The sequence below is a fragment of the Paraburkholderia sp. CI3 genome, assembly GCF_050436505.1.
Classification (GTDB): domain Bacteria; phylum Pseudomonadota; class Gammaproteobacteria; order Burkholderiales; family Burkholderiaceae; genus Paraburkholderia; species Paraburkholderia tuberum.
Map to the genome: position 1 here is coordinate 3,869,216 of NZ_JBNDMI010000004.1, position 25,168 is coordinate 3,894,383.

The following is a 25,168-nucleotide window of genomic DNA, read 5'->3' on the forward strand; positions in this document are numbered from 1 at the left end:
CGTGACCCGAATGACCATTCCTCCCGACACCCTGCCCGTGCCGCGCGGCACGCTGATGATCCAGGGCACCACTTCCGACGCGGGCAAGAGCACGCTGGTTGCGGGACTGTGCCGCCTCGCGCGCCGCGCGGGTGCGCGGGTCGCGCCGTTCAAGCCGCAGAACATGGCGTTGAACAGCGCGGTGACCGTCGACGGCGGCGAGATCGGCCGCGCGCAGGCATTGCAGGCGCTCGCCGCGGGCATCGACGCGCACACCGATCTGAATCCGGTGCTGCTGAAGCCGACCAGCGATCGCGGCGCGCAGGTGATCATCCACGGCAAGGCGCGCATCAATCTCGACGCGCGCGCGTATCACGACTACAAGCCAGTCGCGTTCGAGGCGGTGCTGGAGTCGTATGCGCGGCTGCGCGCGTCGTACGACACGATTTTCGTCGAAGGCGCGGGCAGTCCGGCCGAGATCAATCTGCGCGAGCGCGACATCGCGAACATGGGTTTCGCGGAGGCGGTCGACTGCCCGGTCGTGCTGGTCGCCGACATCGATCGCGGCGGCGTGTTCGCGCACCTGACCGGCACGCTCGCGTGTCTGTCCGACAGCGAGCAGGCGCGCGTGCGCGGCTTCATCATCAACCGCTTTCGCGGCGACATCGGTCTGCTGAAGCCCGGGCTCGACTGGCTGGAAGCGAAGACCGGCAAGCCGGTGCTCGGTGTCGTGCCGTATCTGCATGGCCTGACGCTCGACGCCGAGGACATGCTGCCGCCCGAGCTGCGCGCGGCGGCGAGCGTTGATTCGCGCCGTCTGCTGCGCGTGGTCGTGCCGGTGCTGCCGCACATCAGCAATCACACCGACTTCGACGCGTTGCGCGCGCATCCGCAGGTCGATTTTCACTATGTGCGCGCGGGTACGCCGCCGACGGCCGCCGATCTGATCATCCTGCCGGGCTCGAAGAACGTGCCGGACGACCTCGCGTTTCTGCGCGCACAGGGCTGGGACGACGTGCTCGCGCGGCATCTGCGCTACGGCGGCCGCGTGATCGGCATCTGCGGCGGCATGCAGATGCTGGGCCGCGAGATCGCCGATCCGCATGGCGTCGAGGGCGCACCCGGCACCTTCGCGGGCTTCGGCTGGCTCGACTATGCGACGGTGCTCACGCGCGACAAGGCGCTGAAGAATGTGACCGGGCGCCTGGCGCTGCCCGGCACGCCTGACGTCGCCGGCTACGAGATTCATATGGGCGAGACGCGCGGGCCGGCATTGGACACGCCGGCGCTGCGACTCGACCACGCTGGCCCGCACGAGGGCGGCGCGGACTTTGGCCGTCCCGATGGCGCGATGTCCGCCGATGGCCAGATTCTCACGACCTACGTGCATGGCCTGTTCGACACGCCGGCCGCGTGCGCGGCGCTGCTCGCGTGGGCGGGTTTGAGCGATCCCGAAGCGCTCGACTATCCGGCGTTGCGCGAGGCGTCGCTGGAGCGGCTGGCCGATACGCTGGCCGGGCACGTCGATATGCGCAGGCTGTTCGCGGCGCTGGGGTGACGCTTTGCGCCGGCCTCCTTCATCGGCTTGAACGCAATTGCTGCGCGGGCGGTTCGCTCAGTACAACACCATCTGTGTGCAACGAAACAGTGCGATGGTCTTACCATCCGGACCGGTGACCGTCGCGTCCCAGACCTGCGTGCTGCGCCCAAGGTGCACACCCTTCGCGACCGCGCGGATCGTGCCCTGCGTCGCGGTGCCGAGGAAGTTGCTCTTCAGCTCGATCGTCGTGAAGTTGCGCGAGTTTTCGGGCAGATGCGCGATGCACGCGTAGCCGCACGCGGTGTCGGCGAGGCCGATCACCGTGGCCGCGTGCAGGAAGCCGTTCGGCGCGAGCAGCGCCTCGCGCACGGTCAGTTCGGCGACCAGCGTGCCTTGTTCCAAGTTCAGCACGCGCAGGCCCAGCAGGTCCGGCAGCGTGCCCTTCTGGCGCTCCAGCAGGCGTTCGACGGTGTATTCCGGGCGCAGTTTGCTCATGAGATTCAGGTCCTTGTCGAAAAAAACGGCGGGTTAGAGCGGCCGATTCGCGATGCGGGGGCTTCGGCCGCGCTGAATTTGTCGATATTATCAACGGCTGGACCGGTGGGCGTCCCTGGAAACCGAACTTCGAACGGCAGCGATCGTGGAGCCCGCCGATGCCGGTCACAGCGGATCGGCGGGGACGGAGCAATAGCGCGGCAAACCGGCTGGCGGTGTCCAGCCTTCTTTCCGGGAGATTTCATGTCGGTGATCGTAGTGGCGAATCCGAAGGGCGGCGTGGGCAAGAGCACGCTATCGACCAATCTGGCCGGCTATTTCGCCGCGGCGGGCGAATGGGTCGCGCTGGCCGACCTCGACAAGCAGCACTCCGCGCATGCGTGGCTCGAATTACGGCCCGCCACGCTGCCGAACATCGAAACCTGGGAGGTCAATCCCGACACCCCGGCCAAGCCACCGAAAGGCCTCGAGCACGCGGTCGTCGACACGCCGGCCGGCCTGCACGGCAATCGCCTGAACATCGCGCTCGATCTCGCCGACAAGGTGATCGTGCCGTTGCAGCCGTCGCTGTTCGATATTCTCGCGACCCAGGAATTTCTCGAGCGGCTGGCGAAGGAAAAGGCGGTCAGGAAGGGCGCGATCGAGGTCGGCGTGGTCGGCATGCGCGTCGATGCGCGCACGCGCTCGGCCGAGCAGCTGCATCGCTTCGTCGAGGGATTGAAGCTGCCGGTGCTCGGTTTTCTGCGCGACACGCAGAACTACGTGCAGCTCGCGGCGCACGGCCTGACGCTGTGGGACGTCGCGAAAAGCCGTGTGGAGAAGGATCTGGAGCAGTGGCAGCCGATCGTCGAGTGGACGAACGGCGCGGGGAAGAAGGGCTGAGGCGGGGGCTGTCCGCCATCAGTCAAGCGTCAAGCGTCAAGCTGAGCTTCGCTCAGCTCCAGGCCTGCGTGGGCACGTGGTCGCGGCTGCCCTTGATCTTGTTGTTTTCATCGACGAACACGAGGTCCGGCTTCCAGCCCGCCTTCAACTCCGCCTCGTCGACCACCGCGAACGCCGCGATGATGACCAGATCGCCAAGCTGCGCGCGACGCGCGGCCGAGCCGTTCAGCGAAATCATGCCGCTGCCGCGCTCGCCCTTGATCGCGTAGGTCGAGAAGCGCTCGCCGTTGTTGATGTTCCAGATGTCGATACGCTCGTTTTCGACGATGTTCGCCGCTTCGAGCAGATCTTCGTCGATCGCGCACGAGCCCTCGTAGTGGAGCTCGCAGTGCGTGACCGCGACGCGGTGAATCTTCGACTTCAGCATATTGCGTTGCATGATCAATCCAATCCTGTGTGACTGCGCAGTGTAACTGTGTTCGCGCGGGCGGTTGCGGCGTCAGATTTCGAGGTTGTCGATGAGCCGGGTCGCGCCGAGCTTCGCGGCGGCCAGCACCACGAGCGGTGCGCTGGCGTCCTGCGCGCCGGGCGCGATCAGGTTCGAGCGCTTGCGGATCGCGATGTAATCGGGATTCCAGCCGCGCGCCGCGAGCGTCGCTTTGGCCGACTCTTCGAGTTTCGCGAAGTCGCGCTCGCCCGCGAGCACCGCGTCGCGCACCCGATTGAGTTCGGCGGCCAGCATCGGCGCCTCGGCGCGTTCGGCGGCGGAAAGGAACCGGTTGCGCGAGCTGAGCGCGAGGCCGTCGGTGTCGCGCACGGTTTCGGCGGCGACGATGTCGGTCGGCAGCGCGAACTGGTGGCACATCTGGCGCACGATCATCAGCTGCTGGTAATCCTTCTTGCCGAACACCGCGACGCGCGGCTGCACGCACGACATCAGCTTCATCACGACCGTGCACACACCGTGGAAGAAGCCGGGGCGGAATTCGCCTTCGAGGATGTCGCCGAGATCGTGCGGCGGATGCACGCGGTATTCCTGCGGCTCCGGATACATGTCCCTTTCGGTCGGCGCGAACAGCACGTAGACACCTTCCTTCTGCAGCTTCTCGATGTCGGCTTCGAGCGTGCGCGGATATTTGTCGAAATCCTCGTTCGGGCCGAACTGCAGGCGGTTGACGAAGATGCTCGCCACGACCGGGTCGCCGTGCTGGCGCGCGAGGCGCATCAGCGACAGATGGCCCTCGTGCAGGTTGCCCATCGTCGGCACGAAGGCCGTGCGATTCTGGCCGCGCAACTGGTCGCGCAATTCATGGATCGAGCTGATGACTTTCATGATCGGACAGGGATAGGCTCGCGCGGCGCGCGATCCGGTTGGCGCGACACCTGGCGGAATCGCGCGGGTCATCGCCTCACCGGCAAATGACGGGTTCGGAGCGCGGATTGTAGTGGATTTGGGCAGCGGACGCACCCAAACGCGGCGGCACTTCCGAGCGGCACGCGACGAGCTTGCCGCGCACTCCCCGCTGAGGCCCGCCAAGCTTCGTTGCGACGGTGTTCGTAGCGAGATTTCCACGGTCCGGCCGCGGTCCGGCCGCGGTCCGGCCGTCAAGCGGCCGTCATTCGGCGCTCAGGCCGGTAGATACGCCAGCCGCACGTAAATCGGCGCGAACGGCTCCGCCTGGGTGATTTCGACGAGCGATTCACGGCACAGCTCGAGCACGGCGATGAAATTCACGATGACGACCGGCACGCCGCGGCTCGTGTCGAACAGATCGGAAAACTCGATGAAGCGCGCATTCTGCAACTGCCGCAGGATCAGGCTCATGTGCTCGCGCACCGACAACTCCTCGCGCGAAATCTTGTGATGCTGGACCAGCTTCGCGCGCTTGATCACGTCGGCCCACGCGGCGCGCAGGTCGTCGCTGTTCACGTCCGGGAAACGCGGGGCGACACTCTGCTCGATGTAGACCTCGGCGCGCAGGAAATCGCGCCCAAGCTGCGGCAACTGGTCGATGCGTTGCGCGGCGAGCTTCATCTGCTCGTATTCGAGCAGGCGGCGCACCAGTTCGGCACGCGGGTCTTCGGCTTCCTCGCCGGTGTCGGCCTTCTTGACCGGCAGCAGCATGCGCGACTTGATTTCGATCAGCATCGCGGCCATCAGCAGATATTCGGACGCGAGTTCGAGATTGGTCTTGCGCAGTTGCTCGACGTAGCCGAGATATTGCACGGTGACATCCGCCATCGGGATGTCGAGCACGTTGAAGTTCTGCTTGCGGATCAGGTACAGCAGCAGGTCGAGCGGCCCCTCGAAGGTCTCGAGGAATACCTCGAGCGCGTCCGGAGGGATGTACAGGTCGTTCGGCAGCTTGAACAGCGGCTCGCCGTACAGACGCGCGAACGCGACGCCGTCGACCGTGTCGGGCGTCGAATCGGTGGCGGGCGTGGAAAGCGCGGTGTCGGACGGTGCCGGCGCTGGGCCGTGAACCGGCCCGTGAACCGGGCCGTGTATCGGGCCGTGAAGCGGACCATGCACCTCGTCAGCGTGACTCATCGTCGGCGTGACTGGGGAGCTTAGAAGTTCTGGTAGTACGAGTAAGGCGTCTGCTGCACGCGCGAACTTTTCTGCTCGGCGCGCTCTTCCAGATCGATCGGCTGTTTGTCCCACAGCAGTGCGCGGCCTTTGCGTTGCTCGGCCTCCAGATTGGGCTTCTGTTGCTTGAGCTGGTTCAGGAACTGGGTGATGTCCGATTGATACATGGCTCGACGTCCGTGGTGGGTAGGGTGGCGGCTCTCGGGCTGGCCGCTGCGCGGTGCCGCGGGGAGGGCGCCGTCGTCCGCGATTTTACCGCATGCGTCGCGGGCGGTCGAAAATCGCCGCGGGCCGCCCATTTTTGAGATGAAGCGCGGAGCTCCGCCAGGGGCACGAGAGGGGCCGATCGGGGTCGCGTTGTGGTCAAATAGCATGCCTCGAACGCATGCGCGGCCGGGGCGCGAGAATTCACTCATTGAGGCCGGAGGTCCTGTTTGGCGGGAGGTACGATCGACATGCCGCGTGCGTTGCGCGGCGAGACCGGCCAGGCGCGCGGGCGCGCGCGTGAGCGCGAGGCGCTCGCGCGGTGCTGGCTGCGTGTGTCGCTCGCCATCGGCCTCGGCCTCCTGATGTTGCTGCTCGCCGCGGGCAAGGCTCAAGCGGCGAGCAAGGCACCGAGCTACAAGGTCGAGGTGGTCGCCGAGCCGCGCGCGCTGCGCCGGCTGCTCGAACAGAACCTCGATATCTCGCGTTTCGCGAAGCGGCCCGACGTCACCGACGACCAGTTTTCGTTCCTGATCACCGCGACGCCACAGCAGGTGCGCGATCTCGCCGCGACGCAGGGCTATTTCTCGCCGCTCGTCAGCACCGACGTGCGCACCGTCGACAACCTGCGGCAGGTCACCGTGCGCGTGGAGCCGGGCCCGCAGACCAAAGTCACGTCGGTCGATCTGTCGTTTCGCGGCGCGGTGCTGACCGAAGACCCATCGCGCGAAAACGCGACGCGCTTCGCGTTCTCGCTGCACGAGGGCGAGCCGTTCTCGCAGGGCGCCTGGGACGACGCGAAGAACGCGTCGCTGCACGAGCTGCAATCGCGCCGCTACCTCGCCGCGAAGATCTACCACTCGGAGGCGCTGATCGATCCGCGCACGCACACGGCGAAGCTGTCGGTGATCTACGACAGCGGGCCGACCTTCACGATGGGCCAACTCGACGTGCAGGGCACGAAGCGCTATCCGGAGCGCATCGTCCACAACGTCAATCCGATCTCGCCGGGCGACATCTACGACACGCGCACTGTCGCCGAACTGCAGCGGCAACTGCAGAACACGCCGTACTTCGCGAGCGTCGCGATCGACCTCGACAACAACCCCGCCAAGCCGCTCGACACGCCGGTGCACGTGAAGGTGTCGGAGTTTCCGTATCACAGCTTCCGCGGCGGCGTCGGCTATTCGACCGACAACGGCCCGCTCGTGCAGGGCGGCTACACGTATCTGAACACGTTCGGCGCGGCGTGGCCGTTCACCGTCGAGGGCCGCGCCGACAAGACGCAGCAATACGGGCAGATCCAGCTGTCGATGCCGCCGGGCCAGCACGGGTGGACCAATAGCGTGCTCGCGTCGTACACGACCACCGACGTCTCCGACACGCGCATCTACAGCATCCGCGGCGGCGTGCAGCGCTCGCGCACGTCGCAGTTCCTCGACTACAGCTATTCGCTGCTGTTCTACGACGATCAGCTCGACCAGAACGCGGCGGCGCCGACCCGCGCGCACGCGCTGGTGCCGGGGTGGTCGTGGACGCGGCGCGACACCGACGACCCGCTGTTCCCGCGCCGCGGCAACCTGATCCACGTCGAGGCGGGCTTCGCGGTGAAAGGTCTGCTCGCCGACCAGTCGTTCATCCGCGGCTACGCGCGCGGCCAGCAGTATTTCCCGATCGGCGTCGACGACATCGTGCTGATCCGCGCCGAACTCGGCGGCGTATTCACGAGCGGCAGCTCGAGGGGCATTCCGGCGTCGCTGCTGTTCCGCGCGGGCGGCTCGAACTCGGTGCGCGGCTACGGCTTCCAGAGCATCGGTAACAACGTCGCCGGCTCGATCCTGCCGACCAAGTACCTGGTGACGAGCGCGGCCGAATACCAGCACTGGTTCTCGCACAACTGGGGCGCGGCCGTGTTTTTCGACATCGGCACCGCGACCGACACCTGGGGCGAAAAAGTTTTCTATCCGGGCGCCGGCGTCGGCGCGCGCTGGCGCAGCCCGGTCGGCCCGGTCAATCTCGATGTCGCTTACGGGATCCGCGATAACCGGGTGCGGCCGTATATCACGCTCGGCATCGCGTTCTGACGTTTTGACGACAACCCACTACCTTATTTGCCACCGTATTCACGCATGACCACCGACGTCACCGCCCCGCCCCCCGCGCAGCCGCCCGGCGCCATGCCGCCAGGACCGCCGGAGGGGCAGCAGCCGCCCGACACGCCGCAGCCGAAGCGGCGCTGGGGCCGGCTGCTGCTGAAGTCGGTCGCGGGCACGGTGCTCATGCTGGTACTGCTCGCCGCACTCGCGGCCGGTCTGCTGTACGGGGCGCTGACGACCGAGCGCGGCACCGCGTACGCGTGGCACGCGGCTGTGAAGCTGCTCGGCGGCCGGCTCGCCGGCACGCTCGACGGCGGCACGCTCGCGCGCGGCGTGCAACTGCGCGACGTGCGCTGGCGCAGCCTCGACGGCAGCGGCACCGACATCGAGATCGACCGCATCGCGGGCAGCTGGGCGCTCGCGCGCGAGCCGTGGCGGTTCACGATCGACTACCTGCACGTCGGCACGATCGAGGCGCGCGTCGGCCCGTCGTCGGCGAGCACCAGCGAGCCGCTGAGCTTGCCGCAGGATCTGCAGCTACCGATGCAGCTGGAGATCCGCGACGTGCAGGTCGAGCGGCTGCTGCTGCACCAGGGCGCGTCGACGACGGAGCTGTCGAGCTTCGCGTTTCATGGGCGCAGCGACGGGCGTCATCACGAGGCCGCGATCGATCGGCTCGATACGCCGTTCGGGGCGCTGACGGCAGCGGCGAAACTCGATGGCGTGCGGCCGTTTCCGCTCACCGGCGAAGTCGGTTATGCGGGCAAGGTCAACGATGAAGCGGTGCAGGTGGCCGGCCACCTGAGCGGCACGCTCGAGCAGCTCGTCGCCGAGCTCGATGCGAGCGGCATGAAGCTCGCCGGCCACGCGCGGGTCGAAGCGGCGCCGTTCGCCGCGGTGCCGTTGCAGCGCGCGACGCTGAGCTTCGATCATGTGAATCCGCAGGCTTTCGCGCCGGGTGCGCCGCTGGCCGATCTGGCGGTGCGCGCGGAGCTGCAGCCGGTCGAGCAGGGCGCGGCGACCGCCCCTGGCACAGCCAGCGCGGCGAAACCGTCGGCCGCCAGCCATCCGCACCACATCTTCGGGGGCCACCACGCGCCGGCCAAACCGGCGGCGGGTTTCGCCGTCGCCGGCCATGTCTCGATCGTCAACGCGAAACCCGGCGCAATCGACCAGAAACTGCTGCCGCTGATCGATGCGAACGCCGACGTGCGCCTCGACGCCCACACGCAGAGCATCTCGAACCTGAACGTGCGGCTCGTGCGCAACGCGACGCTCACCGGCGGCGGCGCGCTGAGCGGCCGGCACGGCCGGCTCGATCTGAGCGTCGCGCGGCTCGACCTGAACGCGCTGCAGGCGACCGTGCGGCCGACGCAGCTGTCCGGCCCGATCGGCATCCGCCTGAACGACGACATCCAGACCCTGACGCTCGATCTCGCCGACCCCGCCGCCGCGCTGCGCGCCCAGGGCAAGATTACGTTCGACCCCGCACGCATCAGCTTCAACGACGTGCGCGTCACGTCGGGCCGTGGCCGCATCGATCTATCGGGCGCGCTGAAGCACGATGAGAACTCGACCTACAACCTGAAGGCGCAACTGACCGATTTCGATCCGCTGTCGCTGACCTCGCAGATGCCCGCCCGCACGCCTGTCACGACATCCGGCGCGTCCGCCGCGAGCGGCGCGCAACGCGAGCGGCAAGCGCAAGCCGCGGCGCTCGTAGGCAGCACCGCCGGCGCGAAGAGCGCGGCGCCCGGCGATCAGGCCGCCGCCATCGCGAAGAACACCGCGCAGGCCGCGGTGCAGACCGAAGTGCTCGAGCGCAGGACGCCACCGCCCGCGCATCGCGCGGGCCCTGCGCCACGCGCAGCTGCGCAGGCAGGTCCGCCAGCGCGCAGGATCGAGGCGCGCGTGAACGCCACGGTCACGGCAGCAGGTGTGCTCGCGCCGGTCTTCACGACGCGCGCCGAATTCACGCTCGGTCCGAGCGTCTACAACGACCTGCCGCTCACGGGCGGCGGCATGATCCAGCTGGCCGGCTCGCGAATCCTGCCGAGCCACGCGAATCTTTCGGTGGCGGGCAACCGGGTGAATCTGCAAGGCAGCTTCGGCGCGGCCGGCGACCGGCTGCGCTTCGGCATCGACGCGCCGCAGCTCGATCGGCTCGGCTTCGGCCTCGCGGGCGCGGTCGCCGCGGACGGCGACGTTACCGGCTCATTCGCGCATCCGAACGTCACGCTGAATTACAAGGCCGACAGCGTCGTGTTCGCGAGCAACCGCATCGGCCATGCGGAAGGCCACGCCGAGTTGCGCGACGGCGCGAACGGCGCGCTCGCGTTCACGACCGACGCGCGCAATGTCAACGCGGGCGGCGTCGACCTCGCCACGCTGACCGCCCGCCTGTCCGGCACACGCGCGAACCACACGCTCGAAGCCGCCGCGACCGGCAAGCTGCAGGACCGACCGCTCGATCTGACGCTCGCCGCCAACGGCAAGCTGACCGACACGCGCGACGGCTCGCGCTGGGACGGCACCGTCACGCGTCTGCAAAATCGCGGCACGCCGGCGCTCAATCTCGAATCGCCGCTCGCGCTCAGCGCCGGGCCGGGGCACCTCACGCTCGGCGCAACGCGCCTGACGATCGAAGGCTCGGTGCTGACCCTGAAGTCATTCGCGTTCGATCACGGCCGCATCCAGTCGGCCGGCAGCCTGACCGATGTGTCGCTCGCGCACTTGCAGGAGCTGCGTCGCCAGATCACCGGCGAGCCGCCCGCCGTGCGCACCGACCTCGTGTTCGACGGCGACTGGGACTTCTCGCTCGGCGCGACGGCGAGCGGCCACATCGAGCTGCGCCGGCGCAGCGGCGACGTGACGGTCGAGATCGGCCGCGGGCTCTCGTCGATGGGCATTGGCGACATCCGAGCGCGCGCCGAATTCACCGGCGGCAACCGGCTCAATGCGACCGTGCATGCGCAGGCGAGCCGCGTCGGCGTGATCGATGCCGACGCGCACACGCCGCTCGTACTGCGCGACGGCATGTTGAGCGTCGATCCGCAAAGCGCGCTGTCGGGCAACGTGAACGCGAACGTGCCGTCGCTGCGCACGACGGGCGGCCTGCTCGGCCCCAGCTATCTGCTCGACGGCCATCTCGCGCTGAAGCTCGCGCTCGGCGGCACGGTCGCGAAACCGAACGTGACCGGCTCGCTGACCGGCGACGGTCTGTCCGCGACGGTCGTGAGCCAGGGCGTGCAACTGAAGGACGGGGTCGTGCGCATCGCGCTGTCGCAGAACATGGTGGACTTCCAGCAGGTCGAGTTCCACGGCGCGAGCGGCACGCTGCGCGCGACCGGCCGCGTGCGTCTCGACAGCTCGGAGCCCGACATGACCGCGAGCATCGTCGCGGACAAGCTCGATGTGTTCGCGTCGCCGGACCGCCATCTGTCGCTGTCGGGCAGTGCGAACATCTCGAACGGCGGCGTGGAGCGCGGCCCCGTGATCGACGGCAAGTTCGTGGTCGACAGCGCGCGGTTCGATCTGCCCGAGCAGGCCGCGCCGAGCCTCGGCGACGACGTCGTGATCATCCGCCCGGACGGCACGCGCTCGGGCGGCCAGCCGCGTCCGAGTGAAGGCGGCCAGCCGCCGGCGAGCCCGTTCGCGCCACGCGCGAACATCGAGATCGGCCTCGGCAACGACTTCCGCTTCCGTGGGAAGGGCGCCGATCTCGGCCTCGCCGGCACGATCACCGCGACGAGCGCGCCGAATACGCCGCTGCGCGCGGTCGGCAACGTGCGCGTCACGCCGGGTTCGACCTACACCGCATTCGGCCGCAAGCTCGCGATCGAGAACGGCTTCTTCACGTTCAACGGGCCAGTCACGAATCCGGGCATCAACATTCTCGCGATGCGCCGCAACCAGCAGGTCGAAGCCGGCGTACAGGTAACGGGCACGCTGCAGGCGCCGGTCGCGCGGCTCGTGTCGGAGCCAAGCGTGCCGGACAACGAAAAACTGTCGTGGCTGCTGTTCGGCCACGGCACCGACCAGGGCAATAACCTCGGCCAGCAGAGCACGATGACGACCGCGCTCGCGCTGCTCGGCAGCGCGACGGGTCAGCGGATCGCGCAGACCGTCGGGCTCGACGAGTTTTCGATCGGCCGCAGCGAGGTCGGCCTGACCGATCCGCAAGTCGTGATGGTGTCGAAGGCGATCAACGAGCGGCTCGTGATCGGCTACGAGCAGGGGTTGCAGTCGGCGAGCAATGCGATCAAGGCGACGATCAATCTGACGCGATACTGGTCGCTGGTCGTGTATGGCGGCACGTTCTATGGCGCCGACGTGCTGTACACGCGGCGCTTCGACCGGATCTCGTGGTGACGCGGGCAACATAAAAAAACGGCACGCCTGGAAGCGTGCCGTTTTCGTCATACCTGCCTGCGGCGAGGTGGGGTGAGGCGCCCAAAGGCGCCGCGCGTTACTTCACGCGCATGCCGGGCTTCGCGCCGCTATGCGGCTCAAGCACGTAGAGGCCCGGTTCGGCCTTCTCGTCCGCCGCCGATGCCGCCAGCACCATGCCCTCGGACATGCCGAACTTCATCTTGCGCGGCGCCAGGTTCGCGACCATCACGGTCAGCTTGCCGATCAGCTGCTCCGGCTGATACGCGGACTTGATGCCCGAGAACACGTTGCGGGTCTTCTCTTCGCCGACGTCGAGCGTCAGTTGCAGCAGCTTGTCCGAGCCTTCCACCGCCTTGCAGTCGACGATCTTCGCGATGCGCAGATCGACCTTCGCGAAGTCGTCGATCGTGATGATGCCGGCCTCTTCTTCCTTCGCGGCGACGGCCTTGGCGTGGGCCTTCGCCTTGGCCTTCGCGTCGGCCGGCGCCGCTTCCGGCGTGGCCTGCAGCGAGTCGCGATTGGCCGCGAGCAGCGCCTCGATCTGCTTCGGATCGACGCGCGTCATCAGATGCTTGTACGCGTTGATCGGGCGCGCCGAGCTGAGCGGCACGGTGGCGTCGGCCCACACGAGCGGCTCGACGCCGAGGAAAGCCTCGACCGCTTCGGCGAGCTTCGGCAGCACCGGCTTCAGGGCCAGCGACAGCAGACGGAACGCCTCGATGCTGACACTGCAGGTCTCGTGCAGCGCGACCGCGTTGGCCGGGTCTTTCGCCTGATCCCAGGGCTTCGCGGTATCGACGTAGGCGTTGACCGAGTCGGCGAGCTCCATGGTCTGACGCAGCGCGCGGCTGTACTCGCGCGCCTCGTAGTGCGCGGCGATCTGCGGCAGCGCGGCGCGCAGCGTGCCGAGCAGCGGATGATGCATCGCGCTGTCCTGCACGCGGCCGTCGAAGCGCTTGATCAGGAAGCCGGCCGCGCGGCTCGCGATGTTCACGTACTTGCCGACCAGATCGCTGTTCACGCGCGCCTGGAAGTCGTCGAGATTCAGGTCGAGGTCTTCCATCGTGCTGTTCAGCTTGGCCGCGAAGTAGTAGCGCAGCCATTCCGGATTCAGGCCGGTGTCGATCACGCTTTGCGCGGTGATGAAGGTGCCGCGCGACTTCGACATCTTCGCGCCGTCGACCGTCAAAAAGCCGTGCGCGAACACGTTGGTCGGCGTGCGATGGTCCGAGAACTCGAGCATCGCGGGCCAGAACAGCGTGTGGAAATACAGGATGTCCTTGCCGATGAAGTGGTACTGCTCGGCCGTCGAGCCCTTGCGGACCCACGCGTCGAAGTCGAGGCCGCGCTTTTCGGCGAGGTTCCTGAAGCTTGCGTAGTAGCCGACCGGCGCGTCGAGCCACACGTAGAAATACTTACCGGGCGCGCCCGGAATCTCGAAGCCGAAGTACGGCGCGTCGCGCGAGATGTCCCAGTCGGCGAGCTTGGCTTCGCCGGCGTCGCCGAGCCATTCGCGCATCTTGTTGGTCGCTTCCGGCTGCGCGAGGCCGCCGACCCAGGCGCGCAGGAAGTTCTCGCAGCGCGGATCGGACAGGCGGAAGAAGTAGTGCGTCGAGGTCTTGCGAATCGGCGTCGCGCCCGAGACGACCGAGTACGGATTGACGAGCTCGGTGGGCTGGTAGGTCGAGCCGCAGACCTCGCAGCTGTCGCCGTACTGGTCTTTGGCGCCGCATTTGGGGCACTCGCCCTTGATGAAGCGGTCCGGCAGGAACATTTCCTTGACCGGGTCATACGCCTGTTCGATCTCGCGCGCGTCGATCAGCCCCGCTTCCTTCAGCGCGAGGTAGACGTTTTCGCTGAGCACGCGGTTTTCGTCGGAGTCCGTCGAGTAGTAGTTGTCGAACGAAATGCCGAAGCTGTCAAAGTCGCGCTTGTGTTCCAGCCAGACGCGATCGATCAGCTGTTTCGGCGTCAGACCTTCCTGTTCCGCGCGCAGCATCACCGGCGTGCCGTGCGTGTCGTCAGCGCCGACGTAGTAGACCTCGTGGCCGTGCATTCGCAGCGCCCGGACCCAGATGTCCGTCTGGATATATTCGACCAGATGGCCGATATGAATCTGCCCGTTCGCATAAGGAAGGGCCGACGTGACGAGAATCTGACGGCGGCCGGGCGGCGCGCCTGCTGGGAGGTCGGTGGCGGGTGCTGACATAAGGATCGGGGGTGCCTGCGGTGGGACGAAACGGTGATTTTAGCAGGGCGCACGCCGCACGCGGACCGGGCGCGGCGGGCTGGACGCGCGGAACAGAGGGGGATGGGGGCGGGCGCTGCGGTGGGGGACAGCCAGGAACGATGCCAGGCGAAGCGGGGTGCAAAACCGCGCGGGCAAAAAAAAACCGGGGTCGATAAACCCCGGAGCAACAACGACAAGAGGAGAATGGTGACGTGATGGCTTCGCCAGCCACGTACCGTAAAGACAGACCGCGGATTTTCCGCAGAGTTCGAAATTTTTTTCGATCCGTCGACAAACCGGTCCGGCGGCTCGTCCGGCCCGCAAGCCGGGCCGCGTGCGGCTGAAACGTCGGCCGGCCCGGCGGCGCCTTCTCCTTGAGAGTTGCCCTTATTGGGTCGCGTGCTGGGCCGTGGCGCGCAGATAGATCTCGACGCGACGGTTGGCCGCACGGCCGGCTTCGGTGTTGTTGTCGGCGATCGGCTGGTTCGGGCCCATGCCGGTGGCCGACAGACGCTGCGGCGCGATGCCGCGTTGCGCCAGATAGCCGGTCACGCTCTGCGCGCGATTGACCGACAGCGTCTCGTTGTATTGCAGCGAGCCGGTGCTGTCCGTATGGCCGACGACCGACGCGACGACTTCCGGATTCTGCTGCAGCGTCTGTGCGAGCTGGTCGAGCACCGGTGCGAACGACGGCTTGATCGCGTAGCTGCTGGTGTCGAACGTGACCGAACTCGGGATGTTCAGCTTGAGCGAGCCGTCAGGTTGCTCGGTGATCTGCGTGCCGGTGCCCTTGGTCGCGCCCGACATGCGGTTGCGGATGTTGTCCCAGTTGTAGCCGGTGATGCCACCCACCGCGGCGCCGGTGGCCGCGCCGATCGCCGCGCCCTTGCCGCCGCCGAAGATCGCGCCGATCGCCGCGCCGGCACCAGCGCCCACGCCGGTGCCGACTGCTGTGTTGGTGCCCTGTTGGGTTGCGCAGCCTGCCACCAGCGAGCCGACCACGGCGAATACGGCCACGCGAGTCATGATTCTTGCATTCATTTTGGTTTCCTTTCGAGTGCGAATGAGCTAGCGGGTAGCGGTCAGTCTATGCAGCGAACATTACGGCAATGCACCGACCACTCAGAAAGTTCGGGAACGATTCCTGCGCCTTGCTTCGCGCGGTCCTACAGCGAAGAAGGGTCTTCGGGCACCGTGTGCCGTCAGACACTACAATAGTGCCTGAAACACACAGCGATGCGACCCTACGGCGTCCCGCGTGCCCCGAAGGGTGCCCGGCACGTTCGATTTTCGCAATGCCGCATAACAATTTCTTGCAAATTCCGCCGCGTGGCCGATCGGTCCATCTCGCCGCGCCGCACCTCTTCCCCACGGAGTATCAATGAGTATCGATCGGGCTTTGGTCGACGCCGCCGTCGCGGCCGTCACTGACCCCAACACGGGCGCGCCGTACGCGGCCGCGAAGAGCATCCGCAACGTGGTTGTGGAGGGCGACGCGGTCAACCTTCAGGTGACGCTCGGCTACCCGGCGAAAAGCCAGTTCGACGCGATCCGCCAGCGGTTCGCCGACGCGTTGCGCGCGGTGCCCGGCGTCGCGAACGTGCGCGTCGAGGTTTCGCAACAGATTGCCGCGCACACCGTGCAGCGCGGCGTGAAACTGCTGCCCGGCGTGAAGAACATCGTCGCGGTTGCCTCGGGCAAGGGCGGGGTCGGCAAGAGCACGACCGCCGTGAATCTCGCGCTCGCGCTCGCGAGCGAGGGCGCGGCGGTCGGCATTCTCGACGCCGACATCTACGGCCCGTCGCTGCCCACCATGCTCGGCATCGAGGGCCGCCCCGAATCGCCCGACGACAAATCGATGAACCCGATGACCGGCCACGGCGTGCAGGCCAGCTCGATAGGTTTCCTGATCGAGGCGGACAACCCGATGGTGTGGCGCGGCCCGATGGCGACCTCGGCGCTCGAACAGCTGCTGCGCCAGACCAACTGGCACGAACTCGACTATCTGATCGTCGACATGCCGCCGGGCACCGGCGACATCCAGCTGACGCTCGCGCAGCGCGTGCCGGTTACGGGCGCCGTGATCGTCACGACGCCGCAGGACATCGCGCTGCTCGACGCGAAGAAGGGCCTCAAGATGTTCGAAAAGGTCGGCATCCCGATTCTCGGCATCGTCGAGAACATGGGCCTGCACATCTGTTCGAATTGCGGGCACGAGGAGCACATCTTCGGCGCCGGCGGCGGCGAGCGCATGGGCAAGGAGTATGGCGTCGACGTGCTCGGCAGCCTGCCGCTCGACATCACGATCCGCGAGCAGGCCGACTCGGGCCGTCCCACGGTCGTCGCGGACCCGAACGGGCGCATTGCGGAGCTCTATCGCTCGATCGCGCGCAAGGTCGCGGTGCATATCGCCGAACGCGCGCGCGACATGAGCTCGAAGTTTCCGAACATCGTCGTGCAGAACACCTGAGCGGCCGTTCGGGCGAGGGATTAGGGGTGATCTCGATCCCTATTTTCACGAACTCTCGCGGTATCATGTCGACTTCACGAGTTCGGCTCGGCGGCCGCAGGGGCGGCCGCCAGGCCGACAAGAGGATCGCATGGGAAAACGAATCGACGGGCACGCGGTACATGCGTTCATCGTCCTGACTGCCGGCTGTGTGCTGTTGAGCGGCTGTGGCGTATTCCTGAGACCACAGGAAAAGCGCGCCGACGCGCAACTGCTGCCCACCGTGGGCAATCAGGCGCACGGTCTCGTGACCTTTATCGAGCGCTCGGACGGCGTCCAGGTCACCTACAATCTCACGGGCTTGCCGCCCAATAGCGACCACGCGCTGCAGGTGCACGAGCGCGGCGACTGCAACGCCGCCGACGGCTCCAGCGCCGGTCCGGTGTTTTCGCCGGCGGCCGAACGGCTCAAGGCCGGCGCGCGCGTCGAGGGCGATCTCGGCAACATCCATGCGGACGCGAACGGCGTGGCCACCGGCTTCATCGTCGCGCCGGACGTGTCGCTCGATGGCATCCGCTCGGTGCTGCAGCGCGCGGTACTGCTCCACCGCGATGCGACCGATCCCTACGCTTACCCTCAGCATGGCGCGGGCGCGGCGATCGCCTGCGGCGTGATTCGCCAGCAGTGAAGCGCGAGCGCGCTTTCGCCGCGCCCGTCCCGCAACGGCGTCGTGCCAGTCGGCGGACCCCCTTCATCGGGCGCGCCTCGCGCCATCTGCGGCAGCGTCTCCGTGATCGCGTAAAATAAGCGGCCTTTGCCGGCTGGGCGCCGCCGCCGGCCGTTTTCATCTATCTTTCGTCACACCTGATATTCACGTCGAGCAGCTCTCACCTATGACCATCAAATCTGACAAGTGGATCCGGCGCATGGCCGAGTCGCACAAGATGATCGAGCCGTTTGCGCCCGATCAGGTTCGCGTCTCCGAAGACGGCCGGAAGATTGTCAGCTACGGCACCTCGAGCTACGGCTACGACATCCGCTGCGCCGACGAATTCAAGATCTTCACCAACATCAACTCGACGATCGTCGATCCGAAGAACTTCGACGAGAAGTCGTTTGTCGATTTCAAGGGCGACGTCTGCATCATCCCGCCGAACTCGTTCGCGCTCGCGCGCACGGTCGAGTATTTCCGTATTCCGCGCAGCGTGCTGACCGTGTGCCTCGGCAAATCGACCTACGCGCGCTGCGGGATCATCGTCAACGTGACGCCGTTCGAGCCGGAATGGGAAGGCCACGTCACGCTCGAATTCTCGAATACGACACCTTTGCCTGCGAAAATTTACGCGAACGAAGGCGTCGCCCAGGTGCTGTTTTTCGAAAGCGACGAGATTTGTGAAACGTCGTACGCGGATCGCGGCGGCAAGTATCAAGGTCAGCACGGCGTCACGTTGCCGAAAACGTGACGCCGGCAGCGTCTTGACCCACCAGTTATTCGGGTGACCGCTGCGCTTTTTTGCGTAACGCAGCGGTCGTTTTCTTTTTGGAGAATCGCCCATGAAGTTCCGTTTCCCCGTCGTCATCATCGACGAAGATTTCCGCTCCGAGAACATCTCGGGTTCCGGCATCCGGGCTTTGGCCGAAGCCATCGAGAAAGAAGGCGCGGAAGTGCTCGGGTTGACGAGCTACGGCGATCTGACCTCGTTCGCGCAGCAGTCGAGCCGCGCGTCGTGCTTCATCCTGTCGATCGACGACGACGAGCTGCTGCCGTACGTCGATAACGTGGTCGTCGAAGGCGAGACGCCCGAGCTTGCCGCCGCGATCGTCGCGCTGCGCGCGTTCGTGACCGAAGTGCGCCGCCGCAACGCCGATATTCCGATCTTTCTGTACGGCGAAACGCGCACTTCGCGCCATCTGCCGAACGACATCCTGCGCGAGCTGCACGGCTTCATCCATATGTTCGAGGACACGCCGGAGTTCGTCGCGCGCCATATCATCCGCGAGGCGAAGGTGTATCTGGACTCGCTGGCGCCGCCGTTCTTCAAGGAACTGGTGCAGTACGCGGAAGAAGGTTCGTACTCGTGGCACTGCCCGGGTCACTCGGGCGGCGTCGCGTTCCTGAAGAGCCCGCTCGGCCAGATGTTCCACCAGTTCTTCGGCGAGAACATGCTGCGCGCCGACGTCTGCAACGCTGTCGACGAACTGGGCCAGCTGCTCGACCATACCGGTCCGGTCGCGGCCTCGGAGCGCAACGCCGCGCGCATCTTCAGCGCCGACCACGTGTTCTTCGTGACCAACGGCACCTCCACCTCGAACAAGATCGTCTGGCACGGCACGGTGGCGCCGGGCGACATCGTGCTGGTCGACCGCAACTGCCACAAGTCGATCCTGCACGCGATCACGATGACCGGCGCGATACCGGTGTTCCTGACGCCGACCCGCAACAACTTCGGCATCATTGGCCCGATTCCGCGCAGCGAGTTCGAACCGGAGAACATCCGCAAGAAGATCGAGGCGAACCCGTTCGCGCGCGAAGCGCTCGCGAAGAACCCGAACCTGAAGCCGCGCATTCTGACGATCACGCAAAGCACCTACGACGGCGTGATCTACAACGTCGAGATGATCAAGGAGATGTTGGGCGAATGGCTCGACACGCTGCACTTCGACGAAGCGTGGCTGCCGCACGCCGAATTCCACGAGTTCTATCAGGACATGCACGCCATCGGCGCGGGCCGTCCGCGCATCGGCGCGATGGTGTACGCGACGCACTCCACGCACAAGCTGCTCGCCGGTATCTCGCAGGCGTCGCAGATCGTCGTGCAGGATTCGAAGAACAGCCGCTTCGACAAGCATCGCTTCAACGAGGCGTATCTGATGCATACGTCGACGAGCCCGCAGTACGCGATCATCGCGTCGTGCGACGTGGCCGCGGCGATGATGGAAGCGCCGGGCGGCACCGCGCTCGTCGAGGAGTCGATCGCTGAAGCGCTCGACTTCCGCCGCGCGATGACCAAGGTCGACACCGAATACGGCGACGACTGGTTCTTCAAGGTGTGGGGCCCGGACCAGTTCGCCGAGGAAGGCATCGGCTCGCGCGACGACTGGATGCTGCGCCCCAACGACGCGTGGCACGGCTTTGGCCCTCTCGCCGAAGGCTTCAACATGCTCGACCCGATCAAGGCGACGATCGTCACGCCGGGTCTCGACATGGACGGCGGCTTCGGCGAAACCGGCATTCCGGCCGCGATCGTCACGAAGTACCTGGCCGAGCACGGCATCATCGTCGAGAAGACGGGCCTGTACTCGTTCTTCATCATGTTTACGATCGGCATCACGAAGGGCCGCTGGAACTCGATGGTGACCGAGCTGCAGCAGTTCAAGGACGACTACGACAACAACCAGCCGCTGTGGCGTGTGCTGCCCGAGTTCGTGCAGCATCATCCGATGTACGAGCGTGTCGGCCTGCGCGACCTGTGCCAGCAGATCCACAGCGTGTATCGCGCGAACGACATCGCGCGTCTGACGACCGAGATGTACCTGTCGAGCATGGAGCCGGCGATGAAGCCCTCCGACGCGTTCGCGAAGCTCGCGCACCGCGACATCGATCGGGTACCGATCGACGAGCTCGAAGGCCGTGTCACGTCGATCCTGTTGACGCCGTATCCGCCGGGCATTCCGCTGCTGATTCCGGGCGAGCGTTTCAACAGGACCATCGTCAACTATCTGCGTTTCGCGCGCGAGTTCAACGAGCGCTTCCCGGGCTTCCATACGGATATCCACGGGCTCGTCGGCGAAATGGTCAACGGGCGCATCGAATACTTCGTCGATTGCGTGCGCATCTGACGATGGCGTGGGTGACGTTTCTGCCGGGCCTGGCAGCGATCGGCCGCTGGCGGCGCGGGGCCGGCGTGCTGGCCTTCGCGCTGGCGGCCGGCACGGTGGTGTTCGGCGGCATCGCGAGTCCGGCGGCGCATGCCGAGGTGGCCGCCGCCGATCCGATCGACGCGTCGATGCGCGCATGTCTCGCGCGCGCCGACATGTCGACGACGATGGGGCAGGTGCAGTGCATGGACGCTGCGCGCATCGGCTGGAAGGTCGCGGTCGACAACGCGTACCAGCAGTTGCTCGCGAAGCTGCCGCCCGCGCGGCGCAGGCTGTGGGAAAGGAGCCAGTCGAGCTGGCTCGCGTCGCGCGATGCCGAGAAGCAGTTGCTTGCCGCGGTCTTCGCCACGACCCAAGGTTCGATGTACGTGCTTTCCGAAGCCGACATGCAGCTGCAGCCGGTGCGCGACCGCGCGCTCGCGCTGCGCAGCGCGCTCGCCGATGCGAACGGTCCGGCGCCGCGCCGGCCGCGCGCCTGCAACGCCGACGCGCGCTGCGAACACGCGATGTTCGATCTGAAGCGCTACTATCGTGTGCTCGAATCGAAGATGCCGGCGCAATCGCGGCCGACGCTCGTGCACGCGCAACGCGCGTGGAGCGCGTATCTGACGGCGGCGACGCGGCTCGTCGACGAGCACGGGCGTATCGACATCATCGGCGCGCGCGTCGCGACGATCAAACGGCTCTCCGAAACGGCCGGCAACCACTGACGGCCGCCGACCGGCGCGGCCCACCGCGCATTCAATCCCATCGATAACGGTCTTCGCGCGGCTGCGGCGGCGCGAGCGCCGGCTCGCCGAGCAGATCGCGCATCGCATCCTCGATCATCGCGGACATCGTGTTGAGCGCGAGGTCATTGTCGTCGGTGCCGAACGGTTCTTCGAGCTGCGACGCGATCGCCTCGTGCGCCATGAACGTGTACGCGACGAACACCGCGAACACCGGCGTGAAAATGCCGATGCTATTGACGAGTCCGAATGGCAGCGACGCGCAGAAGAAGTACACGGTGCGGTGGATCATCACCGAATACGCGAACGGCAGTGGCGTCGACGCGATGCGCTCGCACCCGCCGATCACATCCGACAGCCCGTTCAGATTGCGGTCGAACGCGAGCACCGCCATCGGATCGAGCGCCCCCGCGCGTGCCGCGCGCTGCACCCATTCGCCGAGGCACAGCAACAGCGCGGCTGGCTTGTAGCGCGATCCAATCACACGTTCAAACAGTGCGCGGGGCAGCCGCGCGGCAAGGTCGTCGCGCGGTTCGGTCTTGCGCAACTGATGACGCAGCGCATGCGGGAGCGCGCTCAGCATCGCCAGAAACGCGGCGGCTTCTTCTTTGGGCAACTCGCGCGACGGCAGCGTCAGCGCCTGGCGCGTCAGCGAGCGCGACTCATTGAGCAACTGCCCCCACAGCTTGCGCGCCTCCCACCAGCGGTCGTAGCTCGCGTTGTTGCGAAAGCCGAGAAACACCGCGAGCGCAATGCCGACCAGCGAGAACGGCGCGATCGAGTTCAGGTTCAGGCTGACGGGCAGCAGATGATCGTGTGCGGCGAGCGCAATGATCGAGATGAAGAAGATCAGCAGGAGCCGCGGCAGCAACTGCGGCAGCACCGAGCCGCGCCACGCGAGCAGCATGTGAAACCAGTGGAGATGCGGGCGGATGATCATGGCAAAGCGGTTCGGCCAGGAGATAGAGCGCCTATTATCGGTCGCTTTTCGCGTCCCCAAACAGGAAAACCCGCGGCGGGCGCATCGAAGACGATGCACACGCCGCGGATTCGTTCACCGCGAGCGGATCGGGACAGCCGTTAACGGAGGCTCAGTCGCGCGGCGACGAAGCAGCGCCGTGGCTGAGCCAGTCGAGCACGGCCGTCGCGTCGTCGTCGGCGCCTTCGCGCGCTTTTTCGACCGTCTCGGCGACGTCGTCGCTCGGCACCGCGCGCCGAATCGCCACACCGACCGCGAGAATGTCGATCATCACGAGGTGCAGGATGCGCGAGATCATCGACAGTTGCGACTCGCGAATCTCGATGTGATCGGTTTCCAGCGCGACCGTCGCACGCTTCGCGAGCGGGGTGTTGCTCGACGTGATCGCGATCACCTGCGCGCCGGCCTGCATCGCGACGTCGAGCACGCGCAGCAGCTCGGGCGCGCGCCCCGACTTCGACACCGCGACGATCACGTCGCCCTTGCCGAGCAGCGCGGCCGAGGCCGCCTGCATGTACAGGTCACCGTACGCGATGGTCGGAATGCCGAAGCGGAAGAACTTGTAGTGCGCGTCCTGCGCGACGATGTTCGAATTGCCGAGTCCGTAGAACTCGATGCGCCGCGCGCCGTTCAGCAGGTCGATGGCGCGTTCCACGTGCTCGAAGTTCAGATGCTCGCGCAATTGCAGAATCGCGGACACGGTGTTGTCGAGCACCTTCGCGCCGAAGTCGGTCGCGGTGTCGCCGAGATGCACCTGGCTGTGGCTGACCGGAATCGTGCCGGTCAAACCGGTCGCGAGCTTGAGCTTGAAGTCCGACAGCCCCTGGCAGCCGAGCGAGCGGCAGAAGCGGATCACGGTCGGCTGACTGACGTCGGCCTTGCGCGCGATGTCGACGATCGGATCGTTGATGATCGAACGCGGGTGGTTCAACGCGAGTTCGGCGACGCGGCGCTCGGCCGGCGTCAGCGCGTCGCGCATCTGGCGAATCCGCTCGAACACCGCCGACGAGCTGCCGCCCGCGCGGTTCGACAGCTGCTCCGCCAGAATCGCCGATACGCCGAGGAACGCCGGGTATTCGGCGGTAATCACATAGGTCGGCACGTTCTGCAGATACGCCTCGAAGCGGCCCTTCGCCTCGAAGCGCTGGCGAAACGACGAACGCGCGAAGAACTCGCCGAGGCGTGGCACGACCCCGCCGCCGATATAGATGCCGCCGAGCGCGCCGAGCGTCACCGCGATATTGCCGGCGAAGGTGCCGAGAATGCCGCAGAACACGTCGACCGATTCGGCCGCGAGCGGCTCGCCTTCGAGCGCGCGCTTGACCACATCGGCGGTATTGACGCTGGCCGGCACGCGCTTCTTGTCGCGGCCCGCGAGCGCGCGATAGATCACCTCGATGCCGGGACCCGCGGCCACGCGTTCGAACGACACGTGTGACCACTTCTTGCGCGCGTACTGCAGCACGATATCTTCACGCTCGTCGGCGGGCGCGAAGGTGGCGTGGCCGCCTTCGCTGCCGAGCGCGATCCAGCGGTCGTCGGCGGGGATCAGGCCCGACACCCCCATGCCGGTACCGGGGCCGAGCAGGCCGATCACGCTGTTCGGCCGGCGCTGGCCACCGCCCACCTGCACGCGCTGAGCATCGGTGAGGCCGGGCAGCGCCATCGCGAGCGCGGTGAAGTCGTTGACGACGAGCAGTGTGTCGAAGCCGAGCGCGCGGCGCGTCGCTTCGATCGAAAAGGTCCAGTCGTGATTGGTCATGCTGACCTGGTCGCCGTCGACCGGGTTCGCAATCGCGATCGCCGCGTGATTGACGCGGCCGATCTTCGTGTCCTTCAGATACTTCTTGATGACGTCGGCGACACTCGGGTAGTCGGCGCAAGGATAGATCTGCACCGAGCCGATTTCGCCGGGGCCCGTCTCGAGCGCGAAACGCGCATTGGTACCGCCGATGTCGGCCAGGAGCCTCGGTCCATCGGCGTGCTGGACCGCGCCCGGCACAGCTTTAGTTTGCACACCAGTAGACATCGAGTCTCACTCCCTTGTCGTTTGCCAGCTGCGAGATGGCATTTTTTTGTAGCGCGGCGGACGCGGCGTTGAGCACGTCCATCTTGCGCGGCCCTGCGATCAGCAGAAACAGATGCTTCACGTCCTTCAGCGCGGACAGCGACCAGCTCACGCGCGCGTGCGGCGCCGCGCCCGGATGCACGGCGACGAAACGCTCGGTCGTGTTGATCGCGTGATCCCATTCGGGCGCATCGGCGAAGATCGACGCGGTGTGGCCGTCTTCGCCCATGCCCAGCACCGCGACGTCGGGCGCCGTGGCAAAGCGCGCGTCCGCGTTCAGCGCGGCGACGTGCGAATGCAGATCCTGGGTGGTGTCGACGAGCGGCCAGAAGGTCGCGTGTTGCGCCGCGTTCTGCAGCAACGTGGCGCGCGCGAGCTGCGCGTTGCTCGCGCTATCGGTCTCCGGCACCCAGCGGTCGTCGACCAGCGTGATCGCGATGCGGGGCCAGTCGAACGTCTGCGTCGACAACGTTTGCAGGAACGGACGCGGGCTGCTGCCGCCGGACACCGCCAGCATGGCCGGGCGCGCGAGCGGGGTGGACGTGCCGGTGCCGGCCGCCTGTGCGGCAAGCGACGCATGTAACGCGTCGCCCACCGCTTTCGCCAGCGCGTCGGATTGGGCGCGCTGGTCGTCGAAAGCGTGAAGCTCGATCACTT

At 66.6% G+C, this 25,168-nt stretch carries 19 protein-coding genes; 9 read left to right on the forward strand and 10 right to left on the reverse strand.

Annotated elements, in window-relative coordinates; genetic code table 11:
• The first annotated feature begins 10 nt into the window (after positions 1–10).
• Positions 11–1,537 carry a cobyric acid synthase gene (locus OKW29_RS39290; protein WP_429294669.1) on the forward strand — a complete coding sequence of 509 codons (1,527 nt, stop codon included), beginning with the start codon at positions 11–13 and terminating at the stop codon, positions 1,535–1,537.
• 57 nt (positions 1,538–1,594) lie between these two features.
• Here the strand turns inward: OKW29_RS39290 and OKW29_RS39295 are convergent, their stop codons facing one another.
• Entirely contained in the window at positions 1,595–2,014 is a 420-nt protein-coding gene (locus tag OKW29_RS39295; RefSeq protein WP_429294670.1) for a PaaI family thioesterase, read from the reverse strand.
• Between the two features lie 243 nt (positions 2,015–2,257).
• Between OKW29_RS39295 and OKW29_RS39300 the strand changes: the two genes are divergently transcribed.
• Entirely contained in the window at positions 2,258–2,896 is a 639-nt protein-coding gene (locus OKW29_RS39300) for a ParA family protein (protein ID WP_184059634.1), read from the forward strand.
• Between the two features lie 52 nt (positions 2,897–2,948).
• On the opposite strand, the gene panD is transcribed toward OKW29_RS39300, so the two are convergent.
• From panD to OKW29_RS39320, 4 genes are all read right to left on the reverse strand, one after another.
• Complete coding sequence (gene panD, locus OKW29_RS39305; RefSeq protein WP_018431692.1) at positions 2,949–3,335, reverse strand: aspartate 1-decarboxylase; 387 nt, start codon at positions 3,333–3,335, stop codon at positions 2,949–2,951.
• 60 nt (positions 3,336–3,395) lie between these two features.
• On the reverse strand, positions 3,396–4,229 hold the full coding sequence (panC, locus tag OKW29_RS39310; protein WP_184022806.1) for a pantoate--beta-alanine ligase: 834 nt from the start codon (positions 4,227–4,229) through the stop codon (positions 3,396–3,398).
• Positions 4,230–4,523: 294 nt separating this feature from the next.
• On the reverse strand, positions 4,524–5,447 hold the full coding sequence (locus OKW29_RS39315; protein WP_429294671.1) for a segregation and condensation protein A: 924 nt from the start codon (positions 5,445–5,447) through the stop codon (positions 4,524–4,526).
• A 20-nt stretch (positions 5,448–5,467) separates the two neighbouring features.
• A complete protein-coding gene (locus OKW29_RS39320; protein ID WP_429294672.1) occupies positions 5,468–5,653 on the reverse strand; it encodes a DUF3460 family protein in 186 nt (61 codons plus the stop codon).
• 267 nt (positions 5,654–5,920) lie between these two features.
• On the opposite strand from OKW29_RS39320, the gene OKW29_RS39325 reads away from it, so the two are divergent.
• Positions 5,921–7,774, forward strand: a complete 1,854-nt coding sequence (locus OKW29_RS39325; RefSeq protein ID WP_429294673.1) for an autotransporter assembly complex protein TamA — start codon at positions 5,921–5,923, stop codon at positions 7,772–7,774.
• A 45-nt stretch (positions 7,775–7,819) separates the two neighbouring features.
• Positions 7,820–12,157: a translocation/assembly module TamB domain-containing protein gene (locus OKW29_RS39330; protein ID WP_429294674.1), complete on the forward strand. Its 4,338-nt coding sequence runs from the start codon at positions 7,820–7,822 to the stop codon at positions 12,155–12,157.
• 97 nt (positions 12,158–12,254) lie between these two features.
• On the opposite strand, the gene metG is transcribed toward OKW29_RS39330, so the two are convergent.
• On the reverse strand, positions 12,255–14,387 hold the full coding sequence (gene metG, locus OKW29_RS39335) for a methionine--tRNA ligase (RefSeq protein WP_429294675.1): 2,133 nt from the start codon (positions 14,385–14,387) through the stop codon (positions 12,255–12,257).
• 408 nt (positions 14,388–14,795) lie between these two features.
• Positions 14,796–15,449 (reverse strand): OmpA family protein, encoded by a 654-nt coding sequence (locus tag OKW29_RS39340; protein WP_429294676.1) that lies wholly within the window; start codon positions 15,447–15,449, stop codon positions 14,796–14,798.
• A 340-nt stretch (positions 15,450–15,789) separates the two neighbouring features.
• On the opposite strand from OKW29_RS39340, the gene apbC reads away from it, so the two are divergent.
• From apbC to OKW29_RS39365, 5 genes are all read left to right on the forward strand, one after another.
• Positions 15,790–16,878, forward strand: a complete 1,089-nt coding sequence (gene apbC / locus OKW29_RS39345) for an iron-sulfur cluster carrier protein ApbC (protein ID WP_184021091.1) — start codon at positions 15,790–15,792, stop codon at positions 16,876–16,878.
• Positions 16,879–17,008: 130 nt separating this feature from the next.
• Entirely contained in the window at positions 17,009–17,545 is a 537-nt protein-coding gene (locus OKW29_RS39350; protein ID WP_090803451.1) for a superoxide dismutase family protein, read from the forward strand.
• Positions 17,546–17,750: 205 nt separating this feature from the next.
• The gene (gene dcd / locus OKW29_RS39355; RefSeq protein ID WP_008924193.1) at positions 17,751–18,320 is read left to right on the forward strand and encodes a dCTP deaminase; all 570 of its coding nucleotides are present in this window, start codon (positions 17,751–17,753) and stop codon (positions 18,318–18,320) included.
• A gap of 91 nt (positions 18,321–18,411) precedes the next feature.
• Positions 18,412–20,697 (forward strand): arginine/lysine/ornithine decarboxylase, encoded by a 2,286-nt coding sequence (locus OKW29_RS39360; RefSeq protein WP_184065359.1) that lies wholly within the window; start codon positions 18,412–18,414, stop codon positions 20,695–20,697.
• Positions 20,682–21,446: a lysozyme inhibitor LprI family protein gene (locus OKW29_RS39365; RefSeq protein ID WP_429294677.1), complete on the forward strand. Its 765-nt coding sequence runs from the start codon at positions 20,682–20,684 to the stop codon at positions 21,444–21,446. The genes OKW29_RS39360 and OKW29_RS39365 overlap by 16 nt, the downstream gene beginning before the upstream one ends.
• A 31-nt stretch (positions 21,447–21,477) precedes the next feature.
• On the opposite strand, the gene OKW29_RS39370 is transcribed toward OKW29_RS39365, so the two are convergent.
• The 3 genes from OKW29_RS39370 to pgl form a co-directional block, all read right to left on the reverse strand.
• Entirely contained in the window at positions 21,478–22,404 is a 927-nt protein-coding gene (locus OKW29_RS39370; RefSeq protein WP_429294678.1) for a bestrophin family protein, read from the reverse strand.
• Between the two features lie 151 nt (positions 22,405–22,555).
• Entirely contained in the window at positions 22,556–24,472 is a 1,917-nt protein-coding gene (locus tag OKW29_RS39375; RefSeq protein ID WP_429294679.1) for a bifunctional transcriptional regulator/glucokinase, read from the reverse strand.
• On the reverse strand, positions 24,450–25,166 hold the full coding sequence (pgl, locus tag OKW29_RS39380) for a 6-phosphogluconolactonase (RefSeq protein WP_090803460.1): 717 nt from the start codon (positions 25,164–25,166) through the stop codon (positions 24,450–24,452). Before pgl ends, OKW29_RS39375 begins: the two co-directional genes overlap by 23 nt.
• Positions 25,167–25,168: the final 2 nt, after the last annotated feature.